Raw genomic sequence first — 13,786 nt, forward strand, 5'->3', positions numbered from 1 at the left:
GCCTGGGCAGCCCCAATAAGAGGGGGCCGGCGGCTAGGGCGTGTTGTGGTCGATTTGGAACCGTTTCCAGGGTTGCGGACAGTATGGGGTATGACGTCTTCAGCTTTCGGCGCCGACGATGCCGATGAATGGGCGCGCGTGCGTTCCGGGGATCCCGACGCTTTCGGCGCGCTCTTCGAGACGCACCGTTCCCGGGTCCTCTGGCACGCGATGCGGTCGGTCGGCTCGTTCCATGACGCCGAGGACATCGCCGCGCTCGTCTTCCTCGAGGCGTGGCGAAAGAAGGACTCGGTCCGGACCGTCAACGGATCGGTGTTGCCGTGGCTTCTGGTCACCACGAACTACGTGGCCCGCAACTTCTCCCGCTCGCTTCATCGTCACCGCCGCGCGATGCGGAGTCTCCCAGCCGCGCGGCATCACGACGACTTCGCGCCCGGCGTCAACGACCGCCTGGATACGGAACCGCGTCGCGCGGCCGTCCGTGCAGCCTTCGCACGGTTGTCAGCAGCCGAACAGGACGTGGTGTCGCTTTGCGTCATCCAGGGGATGACGAACACGGACGCCGCCGCAGCGCTCGGGATCCCTGCCGGGACGGTCAAGTCCCGGCTCTCCCGCGCGAAGACCAAACTGGCGGAGCTGACGGCCGCTCTCGAGGACCCGACTTCGATCTCCGGAGGCACACGATGAACAACGCCGACGACCTGTCGCCGTTCGACCGCGAACGCATCGACGCGATCACGACCATGCTCGTCGAACACGCCGCTCGACGACCCGACCCGAGACGGCCTCCCCGCATCGCGCTGTTCGTCTCACTGATCGTCACCGCCGTCCTGGTCTCCACAGGCGGTGCCGCACTCGCGCTCACGGGACGGCTCCCCTTCGTTCCGCCACCCGCCCCGCCGGCCGCCACGACCCCGCCGGCAACGACACCGACGCCAACGCCAACGCCGACGCCAACGCCAACAGACTCCACTCCTGCACCTCCATCGGCACAGGTCCCGAGACTCAACGGCTTCGATCTTGACAGCGTCTACCAGGCGTGCAACGCAGCCGTGCCCGCAGACACCTGGGGCGGCGGCCAACCACAGTCGCCCCAACCGCCGAATGCTGGGTCGTTCGGGATCGCAAGCAGCGACCCGTATACGGCCGACCACACCAACGGCGACCCCAACGCGATCTATGTGGTTGTGACGTACATGTCGGACCAGACGCACGGGTTCTCAGCAGTCTGCGTGGCCTCTGGCGACACAGCGACGCCGACTGTCCAGTACCTCCGAACACTGGACTGACAGCCTGTAGGGCCCCGCCGGCTAGGGCGCCGCCGGCTAGGGCGCCGACGGCTTCGGCGTCGCCGGGGTCAGCGCCGTCTTCACGAGCTGGTGGATCTGCGTGTAGTCCGGCTTCGTCGGGTCGATCGCGGGTGGCACGAGCTCCAGCTTGTCGACCGGCTGCGCGCGCGTCTTCATGCCGAGGTCGACGAAGTAGCCGAGCATCGACTGCGGGATGTCGGTCTTCATCACCTGCGCGCCGGCGTGGGCGATGTCCTGGAACTTGGTCACGACGTTGAGCGGATTGAACTGCTTGAGGATCGCGTCCTGCAGCTGCCGCTGGCGCGCCATCCGGTCGTAGTCGCTGGTGCCGTGCCGTGCCCGCGCGTACCACTGGGCGTGGTAGCCGTCCATGTGGTGCTGGCCGGGCTGGATCCACTCGACGACGCCGTTGAGGTTCTCGTCGCCGCCGATCGGCACCTTCTCCGTCACGGTGATGTCGACCCCGCCGAGCGCGTCGATCAGGTCGGCGAAGCCCTGCATGTCGATGAGCACGTAGTACTGGATGGTCAGCCCGGTCGCGCCCTCCAGGGCGTCGCGCATCGCCTCGATCCCCGGCTCGCTCTGATTCTTCTTCGCGTTCGGGTACAGCTCCGACTTGTAGAGCTCGACCTCGGTGTAGATGGAGTTGAGCTGGCAGACGTCGACGTCGCACTTGTCGTGGTAGCCGTAGCCGTCGGGATAGACAGTCTGCATCGGCGACTTCGCGGAGAACGGCACAGGGTTGAGGTCGCGCGGCAGGCCGATCGTGACGGCCTTGCCCGTGCTCGCGTCGATGCTGACGATCGACATGCTGTCCGGGCGCAGCCCCTGCCGGTCGGGCCCGGCGTCGCCGCCGAGCAGCATGATGTTGTAGCGGCCGTCCACCGGCGCGACCGGGGCGCTGTCGGCGAAGATGTCGCCGAGCGCGCCGCGGGCCGAGCCCGCGACCGCGGAGCCGTAGGCCGCGGTGCCGGCCAGCCCGACCAGCACCAGCACGGAGAACGCGGCGATCCAGCCGCGCATCCTCGCCCGCGCCTTGACCAGCCGGACGAGCCGCAGGGTGTCGAGGGTGAGCACCACCCACAGCACGGCGTACGCGATGAGCAGGATCTGGACGACGGTCAGACTCGCCGCCTGGGTCGCGAACGTGTACAGCGACGACGGCGAGGCGATCGCGAGGATCAGCGCAACGAGCCCGAGCAGCCAGAGCGCCAGGGTCGCGTAGATCCCCCCGCGACCGAGGGCGCGGTTGCCCGCGACGAGCTGGGGCGTGCCTGGCAGCAGGATGTTGAGGCCGACCAGCCACCATCCGCGCGCGGTCATCTCCCCCGGCGACGAGGCGTCGGGGTTCCGCAGCGGGGTCCGCAGGCTCATAGCCGCGACTGCAGCGCCCGGTTCTTCTCCTCCACGCTCGCCTCGAGGTCGGCGGCGAAGCGCGCAAGAGCGGCAGACAGCTCCGGGTCGGAGGTGGCGAGGATCTTGACGGCGAGCAGCCCGGCGTTGCGGGCGCCGCCGATGGAGACCGTCGCGACGGGGACGCCCGCGGGCATCTGCACGATCGACAACAGCGAGTCGAGCCCGTCCAGCCGCGCGAGCGGCACCGGCACGCCGACGACGGGGAGGGTGGTGACGGCCGCGATCATCCCGGGCAGGTGCGCGGCCCCGCCGGCTCCGGCGATGATGACGCGCACGCCACGGCCGGCGGCCTCCTTGCCGAAGGCGATCATCTTCTCGGGAGTGCGGTGCGCGGAGACGACCTCGACCTCGTGGGCCACACCGAACTCGGCGAGCACCTTCGAGGCCTCCTCCATCACGGACCAGTCGGAGTCGGAGCCCATGATCACGGACACGACGGGCTGAGACTGTGCGGGCATGCGACCCAGGATAGGGGCGGGGCGCAGCGGGACCGGGTTAGGCCCGCCGCGAGGGGCGAAAGTCCTGCGCGCGGGGGTCAGCCTTCGAAGAAGGCTGCGGCCGCCCGGGCCCGGTAGACCACATCATCCAGGTCGTCGCCGCCCACGGTGACGTGGCCGACCTTGCGGCCCGGCCGCGGGGCCTTCCCGTAGCCGTGGAACTTCGCCTCCGGATGCGCCGCCAGCGCCGCCGGGTAGCGGTCCTGCAGCGTGCCCTCGGCGGGGCCGCCCAGGATGTTGACCATCACCGACCACTCCTCGCGCGGCGCGGTCGAGCCGAGCGGGAGGTCGAGGACCGCGCGCAGGTGCTGCTCGAACTGGCCCGTGACCGCGCCCTCGATCGACCAGTGGCCGCTGTTGTGCGGCCGCATGGCCAGCTCGTTGATCAGCACCCGGCCGTCGGTCGTCTCGAACATCTCCACCGCGAGCACCCCGGTGACGCCGAGACCCTCGGCGACCTGACGGGCGATGTCGGCGGAGACCTGCGCCACGCGGCCGACCGAGCCCGGCGCCGGAGCGATCACCTCGGCGCAGACGCCGTCGCGCTGCACCGTCTCCACGACCGGCCACGCGGCGATCTCGCCGGACGGGCGGCGCGCGACGAGCTGTGCCAGCTCGCGGCGGAAGTCCACCAGCTCCTCGACCAGGAGCGCGCCGCCGTGGCCGTCCTCGGCGAGCGCGAGGAACCAGTCGTCCGCGCCGGAGGCCTCCGACACGACGCGCACACCCTTGCCGTCGTAGCCGCCGCGCGCCGTCTTCACGACCGCACGGCCGCCGTGGTCGGCGAGGAACGCGCCGAGCTCGTCGGCGGACTCCACCGCGGCCCAGTCCGGCACCGGCAGGCCCAGCTCGCTCAGCTTGGCGCGCATGTGCAGCTTGTCCTGCGCGTAGAGCAGCGCGTCGGGGCCGGGGTGCACCGGGATGCCGCGGCCGACCAGCTCACGCAGGATCGCCGGAGGAACGTGCTCGTGGTCGAAGGTCACGACGTCGACCGTCTCGGCGAACGCGAGCACGGTGTCGAGGTCGCGGTAGTCGCCGACGCCGGTCGCCGCCAGATCGGCGCTCATCCCCTCGGCCTCCTCCAGCACGCGGATGTCGATGCCGAGCTCCACCGCGGGAGGGATCATCATCCGGGCCAGCTGTCCGCCGCCGATCACACCGACCTTGTTCCTGGCCATCTCCGATGTCTCTCCTCGATACTCTTCACACGGTGCGCGGGCAACTCCCAGATACCGGACACCCGGGCCGCGTAATGTGGCGAACGCACTTCCTATCTTCCCGCATAGCCAGGCTGGAGCATGACGACCGAGACGACCACAGCGCACCGCACGGCGCGCTTCCTCCCGCAGCTGATCAAGTTCGGCGCGGTGGGCGCCGTCGGCTTCGGCGTCAACCTCGTCGTCTTCAACGTGATGCTGCTCATCGTGCTGCGCAACGTCGAGCACCGGACGATCTACGCGACGATCATCGCGACGGTCATCGCCATCCTGACGAACTGGATCGGCAACCGCTACTGGGCGTTCTCCGGCCAGCGTCAGGACAACGCCGCACGGGAGGGCGTCGAGTTCTTCGCGGTCAGCCTCGTCACCGGCACCGGCATCCCGCTGCTCTGCGTGTGGGTGTCGCACTACCTGCTCGGCATGGTGGGCCCGGTCGCCGACAACATCTCGGCGAACGTCGTCGGCCTCGCGGTCGGGATGCTGTTCCGCTTCGCGCTCTACCGCTGGTGGGTGTTCTCCCCGGCCCGCACCGCACGCGCGAACGCGAAGGCCGGCACGGCCGACGACGCGTTCACCGCGCCGGAGCCGGCCACCACGACGGGCTCGACGCTAGCGCGAACCCCAGACAGTGGTCTCGTCGGAGACTGACTCCGACTGCTGCCGGCGCACCGCGACGACGGTCTGCGTGCGCTCCATCAGCTCGCTCAGCGCGCGCTGCACCTGATCGGCCTTCGGCACGTCCCGCAGCACGACAGGGTGGTCCAGCCCCGAGTTGATGCGCACATCCCCCGAGCGGAACATGCTCTGCAGCCAGGTGCGCCGCACCGCGACGTCGTAGCCGCGGCTGTGCAGCAGCTCCTGGCGCACCCGCACGAAGAACCCGTGCCGGATGATGAGCCGGCGCGTCGTGATCGTGTAGCGCCTGCTCAGCCAGACCGCGAGCGGCAGCAGGAACAGCAGGAGGACGACGGCGGCCGCAGCGCTCCACAGCAGCACGACCTCCCACACCTCGGAGATCCGTCCGGCGAAGAATCCGACGCCGCCGGCCGCGGCGATCAGGGCGAGGCTCGGCCAGAACATCGCGCGCGCGTTCGACCGCAGGCGGGCGATGACCCGCTCGGGAGGTGGCGCGGGCGTATCCTCCGGCGTGTTGCTCATGTGTCCCATTAATACCGCAGGTGCGTCACGTCGCCCGCCGCCACCGCCGTCGGACCGTCATCCGAGTCCACGATCAGCCGGCCGGACTCGTCGATCGACGTCGCGGTGCCGAGCAGCACGCCGCCGCCCGGGAGCTCGACCCGCACCGATCGGCCGATGGTGTGGCAGGCCTCCACGACCTCGTCGCGCAGGGCGCTGCGCACCGGGTCGCCGCCCGCGGCCACGAACTCGCGGTAGAGCACGCTGAGCTGGGTGAGGTACGCGGCCAGCACGGCGTCAGGGTCGATGTCCTTCGCACCGGCGAGGGCGAGCGAGGTGGAGGTCGGGGTCGGCAGCTCGTCGTGCTCCAGCGTCAGGTTCACCCCGGCGCCGACGATCACCCCGTCCATGCCCGGCAGCAGCTCCGACAGGATTCCGCACACCTTGGCCTCGTCGATCAGCACGTCGTTCGGCCACTTGACCGCGACCTCCCTGCTCGTGAAGCCCGAGAGCGCGCGGCTCATCGCGACCCCGGCGAGCAGCGGGAACCAGCCGAGCGCCTCCGGGGCGAGGCCCTCCGGGCGCAGCAGCACCGAGATGGCCAGCGCCTTGCCGGGAGGCGAGACCCAGACCCGCCCGAGCCGGCCGCGGCCGCCCGTCTGGTTGTCGGTGACGACGACGGCGAGGTCGGGGAGGTCGCCCGCGCGCGCCTGCAGCACGTCGTTGGTGGACGCCGCCTCCGGCAGCACCTCGAGGACGGGGACGACAGCCCGGCTGCGACGGAAGCTCATTGCTCAATTCTGCCAGCGAACGGGCCCGGATTTGTAGGAATCCGTAGACGGCATCGCTATTCGGCTGGCAGGTAGAGTGAACGGCGTGACCGACACCGAAGCACGTCAGACCCCCGATCCCTTCACGACCGCCGGCAAGCTCGCCGACCTCAAGGAGCGGTTCCACGAGGCCGTGACCGCGAGCGGCGAGGCCGCGATCGAGAAGCAGCACGCGAAGGGCAAGCTGACCGCGCGCGAGCGCATCGACCTGCTGCTCGACCACGGATCCTTCGTGGAGTTCGACGAGTTCGTCCGCCACCGCACTCACGCGTTCGGCATGGAGGCCAAGCGGCCGTACGGCGACGCGGTGGTCACCGGCGTCGGCACCATCCACGGCCGCAACGTCGCAGTCTTCAGCCAGGACTTCACCATCTTCGGCGGCAGCCTCGGCGAGGTCGCAGGCGAGAAGATCATCAAGGTCATGGACCACGCGCTCAAGACCGGCGTGCCGATGATCGGCATCCTCGACTCCGGCGGCGCGCGCATCCAGGAGGGCGTGGTCGCGCTCGGCAAGTACGGCGAGATCTTCCGCCGCAACACCGCCGCCTCCGGCGTCATCCCGCAGATCTCCATCGTGATGGGCCCGGCGGCCGGCGGCGCGGTCTACTCCCCCGCGCTCACCGACTTCGTGATCATGGTCGACAAGTCGAGCCATATGTTCGTCACCGGCCCCGACGTGATCAAGACCGTCACCGGCGAGGACGTCGGCTTCGAGGAGCTGGGCGGCGCGCTCACCCACAACAAGATCTCCGGCGTCTCGCACTACCTCGCCAGCGACGAGGAGGACGCCCTCGACTACGCCCGCGCCCTGCTCAGCTACCTGCCGCAGAACAACCTGGCGGAGCTGCCGGTGTTCGAGGCGGAGCCGGAGCTGGAGATCACCGACGCCGACCGCCGGCTCGACACGATCATCCCGGACTCCCCCAACCAGCCGTACGACGTGACCACGATCATCGAGGGGATCGTCGACGACGGCGAGTTCCTGGAGATCCAGCCGCTGTTCGCGCCCAACATCGTGATCGGCTTCGCCCGCGTGGAGGGCCGCTCGGTCGGCATCGTCGCCAACCAGCCCAGCGCGATGGCGGGCACGCTCAACATCGACGCCGGCGAGAAGGCGTCGCGGTTCGTTCGGTTCTGCGACGCGTTCAGCATCCCGATCCTCACTCTGGTCGACGTGCCCGGCTACCTGCCGGGCACCGACCAGGAGTGGACCGGCGTCATCCGGCGCGGCGCGAAGCTGCTGTACGCCTACGCGGAGGCCACCGTGCCGCTGGTGACGATCATCACCCGCAAGGCCTACGGCGGCGCCTACATCGTCATGGGCTCCAAGCAGCTCGGCGCCGACATGAACCTCGCCTGGCCGACGGCCGAGATCGCGGTCATGGGCGGCCAGGGCGCGGTCAACATCCTCTACCGCGGCGAGATCAAGCGCGCGGAGGAGGCAGGCGAGGACGTCGCCGCCGTGCGCGCCCGCCTCGCCAGCGAGTACACCTACAACGTCGCCAGCCCGTTCCTCGCTGCCGAGCGCGGAGAGCTGGACGGCGTGATCGAGCCGGCCGCCACGCGCATCTCGGTCATCAAGGCGCTGCGGGCGCTGCGCACCAAGCGCGCGTCGCTGCCGCCGAAGAAGCACGGGAACATCCCGCTGTGAGCGGCAGGCACGAGGCGTCGGACGGCCCCTCCCCGCTCGACCCGTCGCAGCTGCGATTCCTCACCAAAGGCGTGACCCCGGAGGAGGTCGCGGCCGTCACCGCCGTGCTCGCCACGGCCGCGGCGGAGGCCGCTGCGGCGGCACGGGACGCCCGGCCGCAGCACGGCCCGGACGGCTGGGAGCGCACGCAGCGCGGCCTCCGCAAGCCGCTCACGCCGGGTCCAGGCGTGTGGCGCTCGTTCTCGGGCTGACCCTGCGCCTGATCCCCCGCCTGATCCCCCGGGCGCGCGTACCCCGAAACCGGTTTTGTACCCCGGCCGGGGTGTCCCCCACATGCGGGACAGGCGACAATCCGCCACGCGCGCTCGGCGAGGCCCGGAAAGTGTCCCCCTGGGGTCCCCCAAAATGACGACTATGTATTTATCGGCCGGCCCGACAATATTGTTATTGCTAGGTGTCTCTCCTCGTGAGTTACACCGCCAGTCACTCGCCGACTAGGGTAAGCGGGCGAGTGCTTTGGGGGCGAGTCAGGACGATATTCGGGTTGTCGTCCTGACTCGGGGTTTGAAAAGGGGCCGACAAATTCGGGTGTCGGCCCCTTTCCCCTTTTAACAGCCGCCGAAGGGCACGTTGTTGTCACTTCTGGGCGCCAGAAGTGACAACAACGTGCCCCTCGGGAGCGGGCGCCCGCGGCTCAGGAAGCGGCGACGACGAGGGGGCGCGGGATCTCCAGCCAGAGGTCGACCTCGTCGTCCTCGGAGTCGGCGCCCAGGGCGTTGGCGGCGCCGTCGTCGGACATCCGTAGGCCCACCACCGTCACGGCGGTCTTGGACGACCGCGGCACCGTCCGCACGATCAGCTTGTCCGTCGTGGTGCCGCGGATCGCGTCGGCGAGCCGGCGCAGCACAGCCTCCAGCCCGGACTGGTCGAGGTCGTCGATGCCGCCCTCGTCGAGCAGGCTCACGACCACGCCGCGCCGGCGGGCGTCCATGACCTCCCGGCGCACATCGTCGTTGAGCAGGCGGCGGCCGCGGATCTCGTCGCGGATGGCGCCCTCCAGGTAGCGGCACTCGCGCCGCTCCGCCTCGGTGAGGTCGCCGCCGCGGCGCACGATCTCGGCGAGCATCGGCGCGGCCACGCGGTACGTCTGGCGCAGGCGGAGCTGTCGTTCCATGACGTGCGCCTCCTGCGCGGCCTGCCACTCGGTGGCCTCCCGCTCGGCCCGGGCGAACTGGAGGGCGTCGCGGCCGGCCTTGGCCAGCGAGCCGGAGATGACGACGGCGACGCCGACCCAGACGACCGAGCCGATGACGCCCAGCCCGGCGAGCGCGCCTGGCCCGGCCCAGACCACCGTCTGCACCGCCAGGAAGCCGACTCCGACCCACGCCACGAACTGCTGGCGGCGCACGGCGGCGATCGTCATCAGCGTGCCCACCGCCGCGACGTACCAGGTCGCGTAGCCGTTGTCCTTCGCCGGGTTCAGCTCGCTGGTGACCAGGATCGGGATGACGACGCAGACGGCGAGGTCGAACGACGCGAGCCACAGCGGCATCTTGGTCGGGCTCGTCGGCCACAGGCTCATCACGGTCGCGACCGCGTACAGCGCCATCGCGACGATCGCGGGCCCCGGGGAGCCCGGGATCGACAGCGACGAGAGCCCGAGGAACAGGTGGTAGGCCGAGAAGAGTGCGCCGAGGCCGAGGAAGAGCACGCGGTTGAGGGTGATCATCCGGCGGCCTCCTGCTCGCGCTCCACGACCGAGCCGCGCTCGCCCGCAGGCCAGACGATGCTGACCGTCGTGCCCTCGCCGGGCGCAGAGACCACGTTCGCGCGGCCGCCGACCTTCGCCAGCCGCTCGCGGATGCTCACCCGCAGGCCCAGCCGCTCGGCGGGGACTTCTGCGGCATCGAAGCCGCGGCCGTCGTCGGTCACGGTCACGCTGACCGCCGCGCCGTGCTCGCCGCCGCGGACGACGACGCTGCGCCGCACCTCGTCGCCGCCGGCGTGCTGCATGCTGTTGACCATCGCCTGCACGGCCGCCGAGTAGACGGCCTCCGCGACGTTGACCGGGAGGGTGTGCAGCTCGTCGTGGTCGCGCGCGTCCACCTCGAACGGCGACGAGAACGCCCGCGCGGCCGTCACCAGCCGATCGGAGAGCTGCTCGACGCCGACCTGCGTCTGGTCCTCCGGACCGGACGCCTCCGCGGCGTGCAGGTGGCCGATCGCGTCGGCGGCCATCCGCGCGGCGAGGTCCTTCTGCTCCTGCGTGCGGGCGCTCGCGGCCGAGAGCAGGGTGGTCAGCACGCTGTCGTGCACGATCGCGTCGACCTGCACGCGCTCCACCTCGGTCGCGTGCTGGCGCACCGCGTTGCCGTACTTGGCGAGCGCCTGGCTCTGCGCGACGTCGACGGCGGACGCCGCCTGCCGCATCATCGCGATGATGGCGAGGATGACGCCGCCGAGGATGATCGCGTAGACCGCGTCCAGGCCGGCCAGCTCCGCGCCGACTCCCCCGCCCGCGGGCAGCGCGCGGACGACCCCGTAGGCGATCGGGGTCACGACCGTGTAGGCGATGGCCAGCCACAGCGGGTAGGCGACGGCGGCGAACGCGGTGAAGACCGAGCAGAGGAACCAGACCCACGGCTTGTCCGACGCGAACGCCTTCGGGTCGGCCGCGAGCAGCGGCCAGGTGACGATCGCGGCGAAGTACACGAGCGACAGCACGCCCATCGTGACCTTCACGACGCGCTGCGCGAAGATCGCCAGCAGCACCGTCAGCGCGAGGCCGCCGAAGACCACCACCAGGACGATGAGGCCCCACGGACTGCGCAGGGCGCCGAGCTGCCCGAGCGCCGTGGGGAAGGTCTGCAGCCCGAAGACGAGGCCGAACGCCGACACCGTGCGGTCGGAGATCCGTTCGATCCTGGCTCTGCTGAGCGGGTTGCGCGGCTTGGCCGACTCGCGGGGTGCTCCGGCGGCGGAGCGCGGAACGCTAGGCGCGCTCATTGCCCGTGTCGGGGTCGAGCCCGGGCAGGATGCCGTCCTCGACCGCGCGACGCAGGAGGTCCACCTTCGTCGGGGCCGGACGGCCGACTTCCACGTACTTCACGCGGATGCGGTCGAGGTACTCGCGCGCCGTCGAGTTGGCGATGCCGAGCTGGGCGGCGACCGCCTTGAGCGGCAGGCCGGACGCGTAGAGGTGGAGCACGTCGCGCTCCCGGCGGCCGAGCTGGGCCTTGGCGAAGTCGCTGTCCGCGTCGATCGCGGTGGCCCACTCCAGGTTGTTGAGCACGTCGCCGCGCGCGACCGTCTCGATCGCGTTCATGACCGTCGTGGTCGGCGAGGACTTGGGGATGACGCCGGCGGCGCCGGCGGCGAGGGCCTCGCGCACGCTCGCGACCCGGTCGGCGATGCTGTGGACGAGCACGGCGGCGCCGGTCGCCTGCGCGCGCTTGACGTTGTCGGTCACCTTGGAGCCGTCGCCGAGCGACAGGTCGAGGACGACGACATCGCACTCCTGCGTGCCGAGCTGCTGCACGAAGTCGTCCACCGTCGCCGCGGTGACCACCACTTCGTAGCCCGCGTCCTGACAGGCCGCTTTGAGCCCGAGCCGCACGGACTCGTGATCGTCGACGATTGCCACTCGCACCATGCTGACCATCGTAGTGTGCGGGTACATGTATTCCGGTCGGATCACGGAGTCAGCGTGGCGACGGCCTCCACATGGTGGGTGTTCGGGAACAGGTCGAAGGCCCGCAGCGTGCGCAGCGGGTAGCCGCGCTCGGCGAAGTAGGCGACGTCCCGCGCGAGGGCGACGGGGTCGCAGGCGACATAGACGATCTGGGCCGGACGCATCGCGGCGACGGCCTCGACGACCTCCCGGCCGGCGCCGGAGCGCGGCGGGTCGAGCACGACGGTGGCCGCGCGCAGCCGGGCGCGCTCGGCCGCGGTGGCCTCCGCGGCCAGGCCGGTGACGAAGCGCTCCACCCGGGCGGTCACGGCGCTCGCGCCGACCCACTCGGCCAGGTTCTCCGCTGCGTCGTCGGTCGCGGCCTCGTCGGCCTCCACCGAAGTGATGCGCAGCGTGGAGCCGAACCGGTCGCCCAGCGCCGCGGCGAGAAGGCCGACCCCGCCGTAGAGGTCGAGATTCGCCGCGCGCGGGTCGAACAGCGCCTCGTCCACCGCGGAGCGGACGGCCTCCGTGAGCGTCGCCGCCGCCTGCCGGTGCACCTGCCAGAAGCCGCGCGCGTCGAGCCGGAACTCGCGCTCGCCCACCCGCTCGCGGATCGGCACCGGGCGGCGGCGCGGCCGGACCAGCCGCTTGCCGCGCCGCTCGGGGAGGTCGTTGACCAGCACATGGGTCGCGCCGCCGCCGGTCGCGACGACGTCGACGGACTCCGCGCCCGAGAAGCGCTGGCCGAACGGGGTCGACTCCTCGACGGCCGCCGTCGCCAGCGGGAGGTCGGAGACCGGGACGATCGTGTGGCTGCGGGCGGCATACGGCCCGATCGCGCCGTCCTCGCCGACCTGGAGCCTGACGCGCGTGCGCCAGCCTGTGCCGTCCTCGGTCTCGCCGGCCACGGCCTCCACGACGGGGCCGGAGCCCGCGCCGAGCGTCTCGATGGCGGCGGCGTCGAGCTTCGCCGTGCGCTGGAGGGCGTCCACGATCACGCGCCGCTTGAGCTCGCGCTGGTGGTCGAGCCGGATGTGGCCGAACTCGGCGCCACCCGCACGCCGCTCGGGCGCGCGCTGGACGGACGCCGCACCCCAGACGTGCTCCTGCCGCTCGGCCGCCGGCTCAACGACCTCCAGCAGCTCTGCGCGCCAGAACCGGTCGTGCGCCTGATCCGCGATCCGCGCCCGGACCCGCTCCCCCGGGATGGTGTCCGGCACGAAGACCACGCGGCCCTCGTGGCGGGCGACGAACACGCCGCCGTGCGCGACGTTGATAATGTCGAGTTCGACCTCGTCCTTCTGGGGCATCCTTCGAGCATCCCACAGGTGACCATGCGCCTCTACCTCGCCTCCACGTCCCCCGCCCGCCTCGCACTGCTGCGCGCGGCCGGCGTCGAACCGATCGTGGTGCCCTCGCACGTGGACGAGCCGGCGGCCGTCGCGGCGGCGGAGGCCGAGCACGGACCGCTGTCGCCGCAGGCGATGGTGCAGTTGCTCGCGCGGCTCAAGGCGGAGGCCGTGCGCGGCACGCTGGACGGCGAGCCGATCGACGGCCTGATCTTCGGCGGCGACTCCGCGTTCGCGATCGACGGGCGCATCCACGGCAAGCCGCACCTCCCGGAGGTCGCGCGCGAGCGCTGGCTGCAGCAGCGCGGCCGCACCGGCATGCTCCACTCGGGGCACTGGCTGATCGACCACCGCGACGGGCGCGAGAACGGCGCGGTCGGCGCGGCGGCGGTGGCCGCCGTCACCTTCGCCGACGTCTCCGAGGCGGAGATCGACGCGTACGTCACGAGCGGCGAGCCGTTGGAGGTCGCAGGCGCTTTCACCATCGACAGCCTCGGCGGGCCGTTCATCACCCGCGTGGAGGGCGACCCCAGCACCGTTGTCGGGCTGTCGCTGTCGACGCTGCGCGACCTGGTGCGCCGCCTGGGCGTCGAGTGGACGGAGCTGTGGAACCGGGGCTGATCCGGATCGTCATTTGTCGACTCTCTGAAGCCGTGCAAATGTTTTTTTGTGGGGATCGTCCAAAAGCTGGTTCGTATCCCGG

15 protein-coding genes are annotated in these 13,786 nt (G+C 71.1%); 6 read left to right on the forward strand and 9 right to left on the reverse strand.

What is annotated here, in order from left to right; translation table 11 throughout:
• Positions 1 to 45 precede the first annotated feature (45 nt).
• Both ACFQ9V_RS00380 and ACFQ9V_RS00385 read left to right on the forward strand, forming a co-directional pair.
• Positions 46 to 687, forward strand: coding sequence for an RNA polymerase sigma factor (locus tag ACFQ9V_RS00380; protein ID WP_382457207.1), 642 nt, complete (start codon positions 46 to 48; stop codon positions 685 to 687).
• Positions 684 to 1,289 (forward strand): hypothetical protein, encoded by a 606-nt coding sequence (locus tag ACFQ9V_RS00385; RefSeq protein WP_382457208.1) that lies wholly within the window; start codon positions 684 to 686, stop codon positions 1,287 to 1,289. The genes ACFQ9V_RS00380 and ACFQ9V_RS00385 overlap by 4 nt, the downstream gene beginning before the upstream one ends.
• Before the next feature lie 36 nt (positions 1,290 to 1,325).
• Here ACFQ9V_RS00385 and ACFQ9V_RS00390 read toward each other — a convergent pair whose 3' ends face one another.
• The 3 genes from ACFQ9V_RS00390 to ACFQ9V_RS00400 all read right to left on the reverse strand — a co-directional run bounded on the left by ACFQ9V_RS00390 (position 1,326) and on the right by ACFQ9V_RS00400 (position 4,452).
• Complete coding sequence (locus tag ACFQ9V_RS00390) at positions 1,326 to 2,684, reverse strand: LCP family protein (protein ID WP_382457209.1); 1,359 nt, start codon at positions 2,682 to 2,684, stop codon at positions 1,326 to 1,328.
• Positions 2,681 to 3,184, reverse strand: a complete 504-nt coding sequence (purE, locus tag ACFQ9V_RS00395) for a 5-(carboxyamino)imidazole ribonucleotide mutase (protein ID WP_382457210.1) — start codon at positions 3,182 to 3,184, stop codon at positions 2,681 to 2,683. The genes ACFQ9V_RS00390 and purE overlap by 4 nt, the downstream gene beginning before the upstream one ends.
• A gap of 77 nt (positions 3,185 to 3,261) precedes the next feature.
• Positions 3,262 to 4,452 (reverse strand): 5-(carboxyamino)imidazole ribonucleotide synthase, encoded by a 1,191-nt coding sequence (locus ACFQ9V_RS00400; RefSeq protein ID WP_382457544.1) that lies wholly within the window; start codon positions 4,450 to 4,452, stop codon positions 3,262 to 3,264.
• A 69-nt stretch (positions 4,453 to 4,521) separates the two neighbouring features.
• Here ACFQ9V_RS00400 and ACFQ9V_RS00405 point away from each other — a divergent pair, with 69 nt between their 5' ends.
• Positions 4,522 to 5,091, forward strand: a complete 570-nt coding sequence (locus ACFQ9V_RS00405) for a GtrA family protein (RefSeq protein ID WP_382457211.1) — start codon at positions 4,522 to 4,524, stop codon at positions 5,089 to 5,091.
• Here ACFQ9V_RS00405 and ACFQ9V_RS00410 read toward each other — a convergent pair.
• Positions 5,053 to 5,601 carry a PH domain-containing protein gene (locus tag ACFQ9V_RS00410; protein WP_382457212.1) on the reverse strand — a complete coding sequence of 183 codons (549 nt, stop codon included), beginning with the start codon at positions 5,599 to 5,601 and terminating at the stop codon, positions 5,053 to 5,055. The two genes, ACFQ9V_RS00405 and ACFQ9V_RS00410, sit on opposite strands and share 39 nt — an antisense overlap.
• Before the next feature lie 8 nt (positions 5,602 to 5,609).
• Positions 5,610 to 6,371, reverse strand: a complete 762-nt coding sequence (locus ACFQ9V_RS00415) for a biotin--[acetyl-CoA-carboxylase] ligase (protein ID WP_382457213.1) — start codon at positions 6,369 to 6,371, stop codon at positions 5,610 to 5,612.
• A gap of 76 nt (positions 6,372 to 6,447) precedes the next feature.
• Here ACFQ9V_RS00415 and ACFQ9V_RS00420 point away from each other — a divergent pair, with 76 nt between their 5' ends.
• Both ACFQ9V_RS00420 and ACFQ9V_RS00425 read left to right on the forward strand, forming a co-directional pair.
• Positions 6,448 to 8,061, forward strand: coding sequence for an acyl-CoA carboxylase subunit beta (locus ACFQ9V_RS00420; RefSeq protein WP_382457214.1), 1,614 nt, complete (start codon positions 6,448 to 6,450; stop codon positions 8,059 to 8,061).
• The gene (locus ACFQ9V_RS00425) at positions 8,058 to 8,312 is read left to right on the forward strand and encodes an acyl-CoA carboxylase epsilon subunit (RefSeq protein ID WP_382457215.1); all 255 of its coding nucleotides are present in this window, start codon (positions 8,058 to 8,060) and stop codon (positions 8,310 to 8,312) included. The genes ACFQ9V_RS00420 and ACFQ9V_RS00425 overlap by 4 nt, the downstream gene beginning before the upstream one ends.
• 443 nt (positions 8,313 to 8,755) lie before the next feature.
• On the opposite strand, the gene ACFQ9V_RS00430 is transcribed toward ACFQ9V_RS00425, so the two are convergent.
• The 4 genes from ACFQ9V_RS00430 to ACFQ9V_RS00445 are packed head-to-tail and all read right to left on the reverse strand — an operon-like array spanning position 8,756 to position 13,044.
• The gene (locus tag ACFQ9V_RS00430; protein ID WP_382457216.1) at positions 8,756 to 9,790 is read right to left on the reverse strand and encodes a hypothetical protein; all 1,035 of its coding nucleotides are present in this window, start codon (positions 9,788 to 9,790) and stop codon (positions 8,756 to 8,758) included.
• A complete protein-coding gene (locus ACFQ9V_RS00435) occupies positions 9,787 to 11,067 on the reverse strand; it encodes a sensor histidine kinase (RefSeq protein ID WP_382457217.1) in 1,281 nt (426 codons plus the stop codon). Before ACFQ9V_RS00435 ends, ACFQ9V_RS00430 begins: the two co-directional genes overlap by 4 nt.
• A complete protein-coding gene (locus ACFQ9V_RS00440; protein WP_345836774.1) occupies positions 11,054 to 11,713 on the reverse strand; it encodes a response regulator transcription factor in 660 nt (219 codons plus the stop codon). Before ACFQ9V_RS00440 ends, ACFQ9V_RS00435 begins: the two co-directional genes overlap by 14 nt.
• A gap of 41 nt (positions 11,714 to 11,754) precedes the next feature.
• Positions 11,755 to 13,044 carry a class I SAM-dependent RNA methyltransferase gene (locus ACFQ9V_RS00445; RefSeq protein WP_382457218.1) on the reverse strand — a complete coding sequence of 430 codons (1,290 nt, stop codon included), beginning with the start codon at positions 13,042 to 13,044 and terminating at the stop codon, positions 11,755 to 11,757.
• Positions 13,045 to 13,068: 24 nt separating this feature from the next.
• Between ACFQ9V_RS00445 and ACFQ9V_RS00450 the strand changes: the two genes are divergently transcribed.
• Positions 13,069 to 13,704, forward strand: coding sequence for a Maf family protein (locus tag ACFQ9V_RS00450; RefSeq protein WP_382457545.1), 636 nt, complete (start codon positions 13,069 to 13,071; stop codon positions 13,702 to 13,704).
• Positions 13,705 to 13,786: the final 82 nt, after the last annotated feature.

This window comes from Leifsonia sp. NPDC056665 (assembly GCF_042791795.1).
GTDB lineage: Bacteria > Actinomycetota > Actinomycetes > Actinomycetales > Microbacteriaceae > Leifsonia.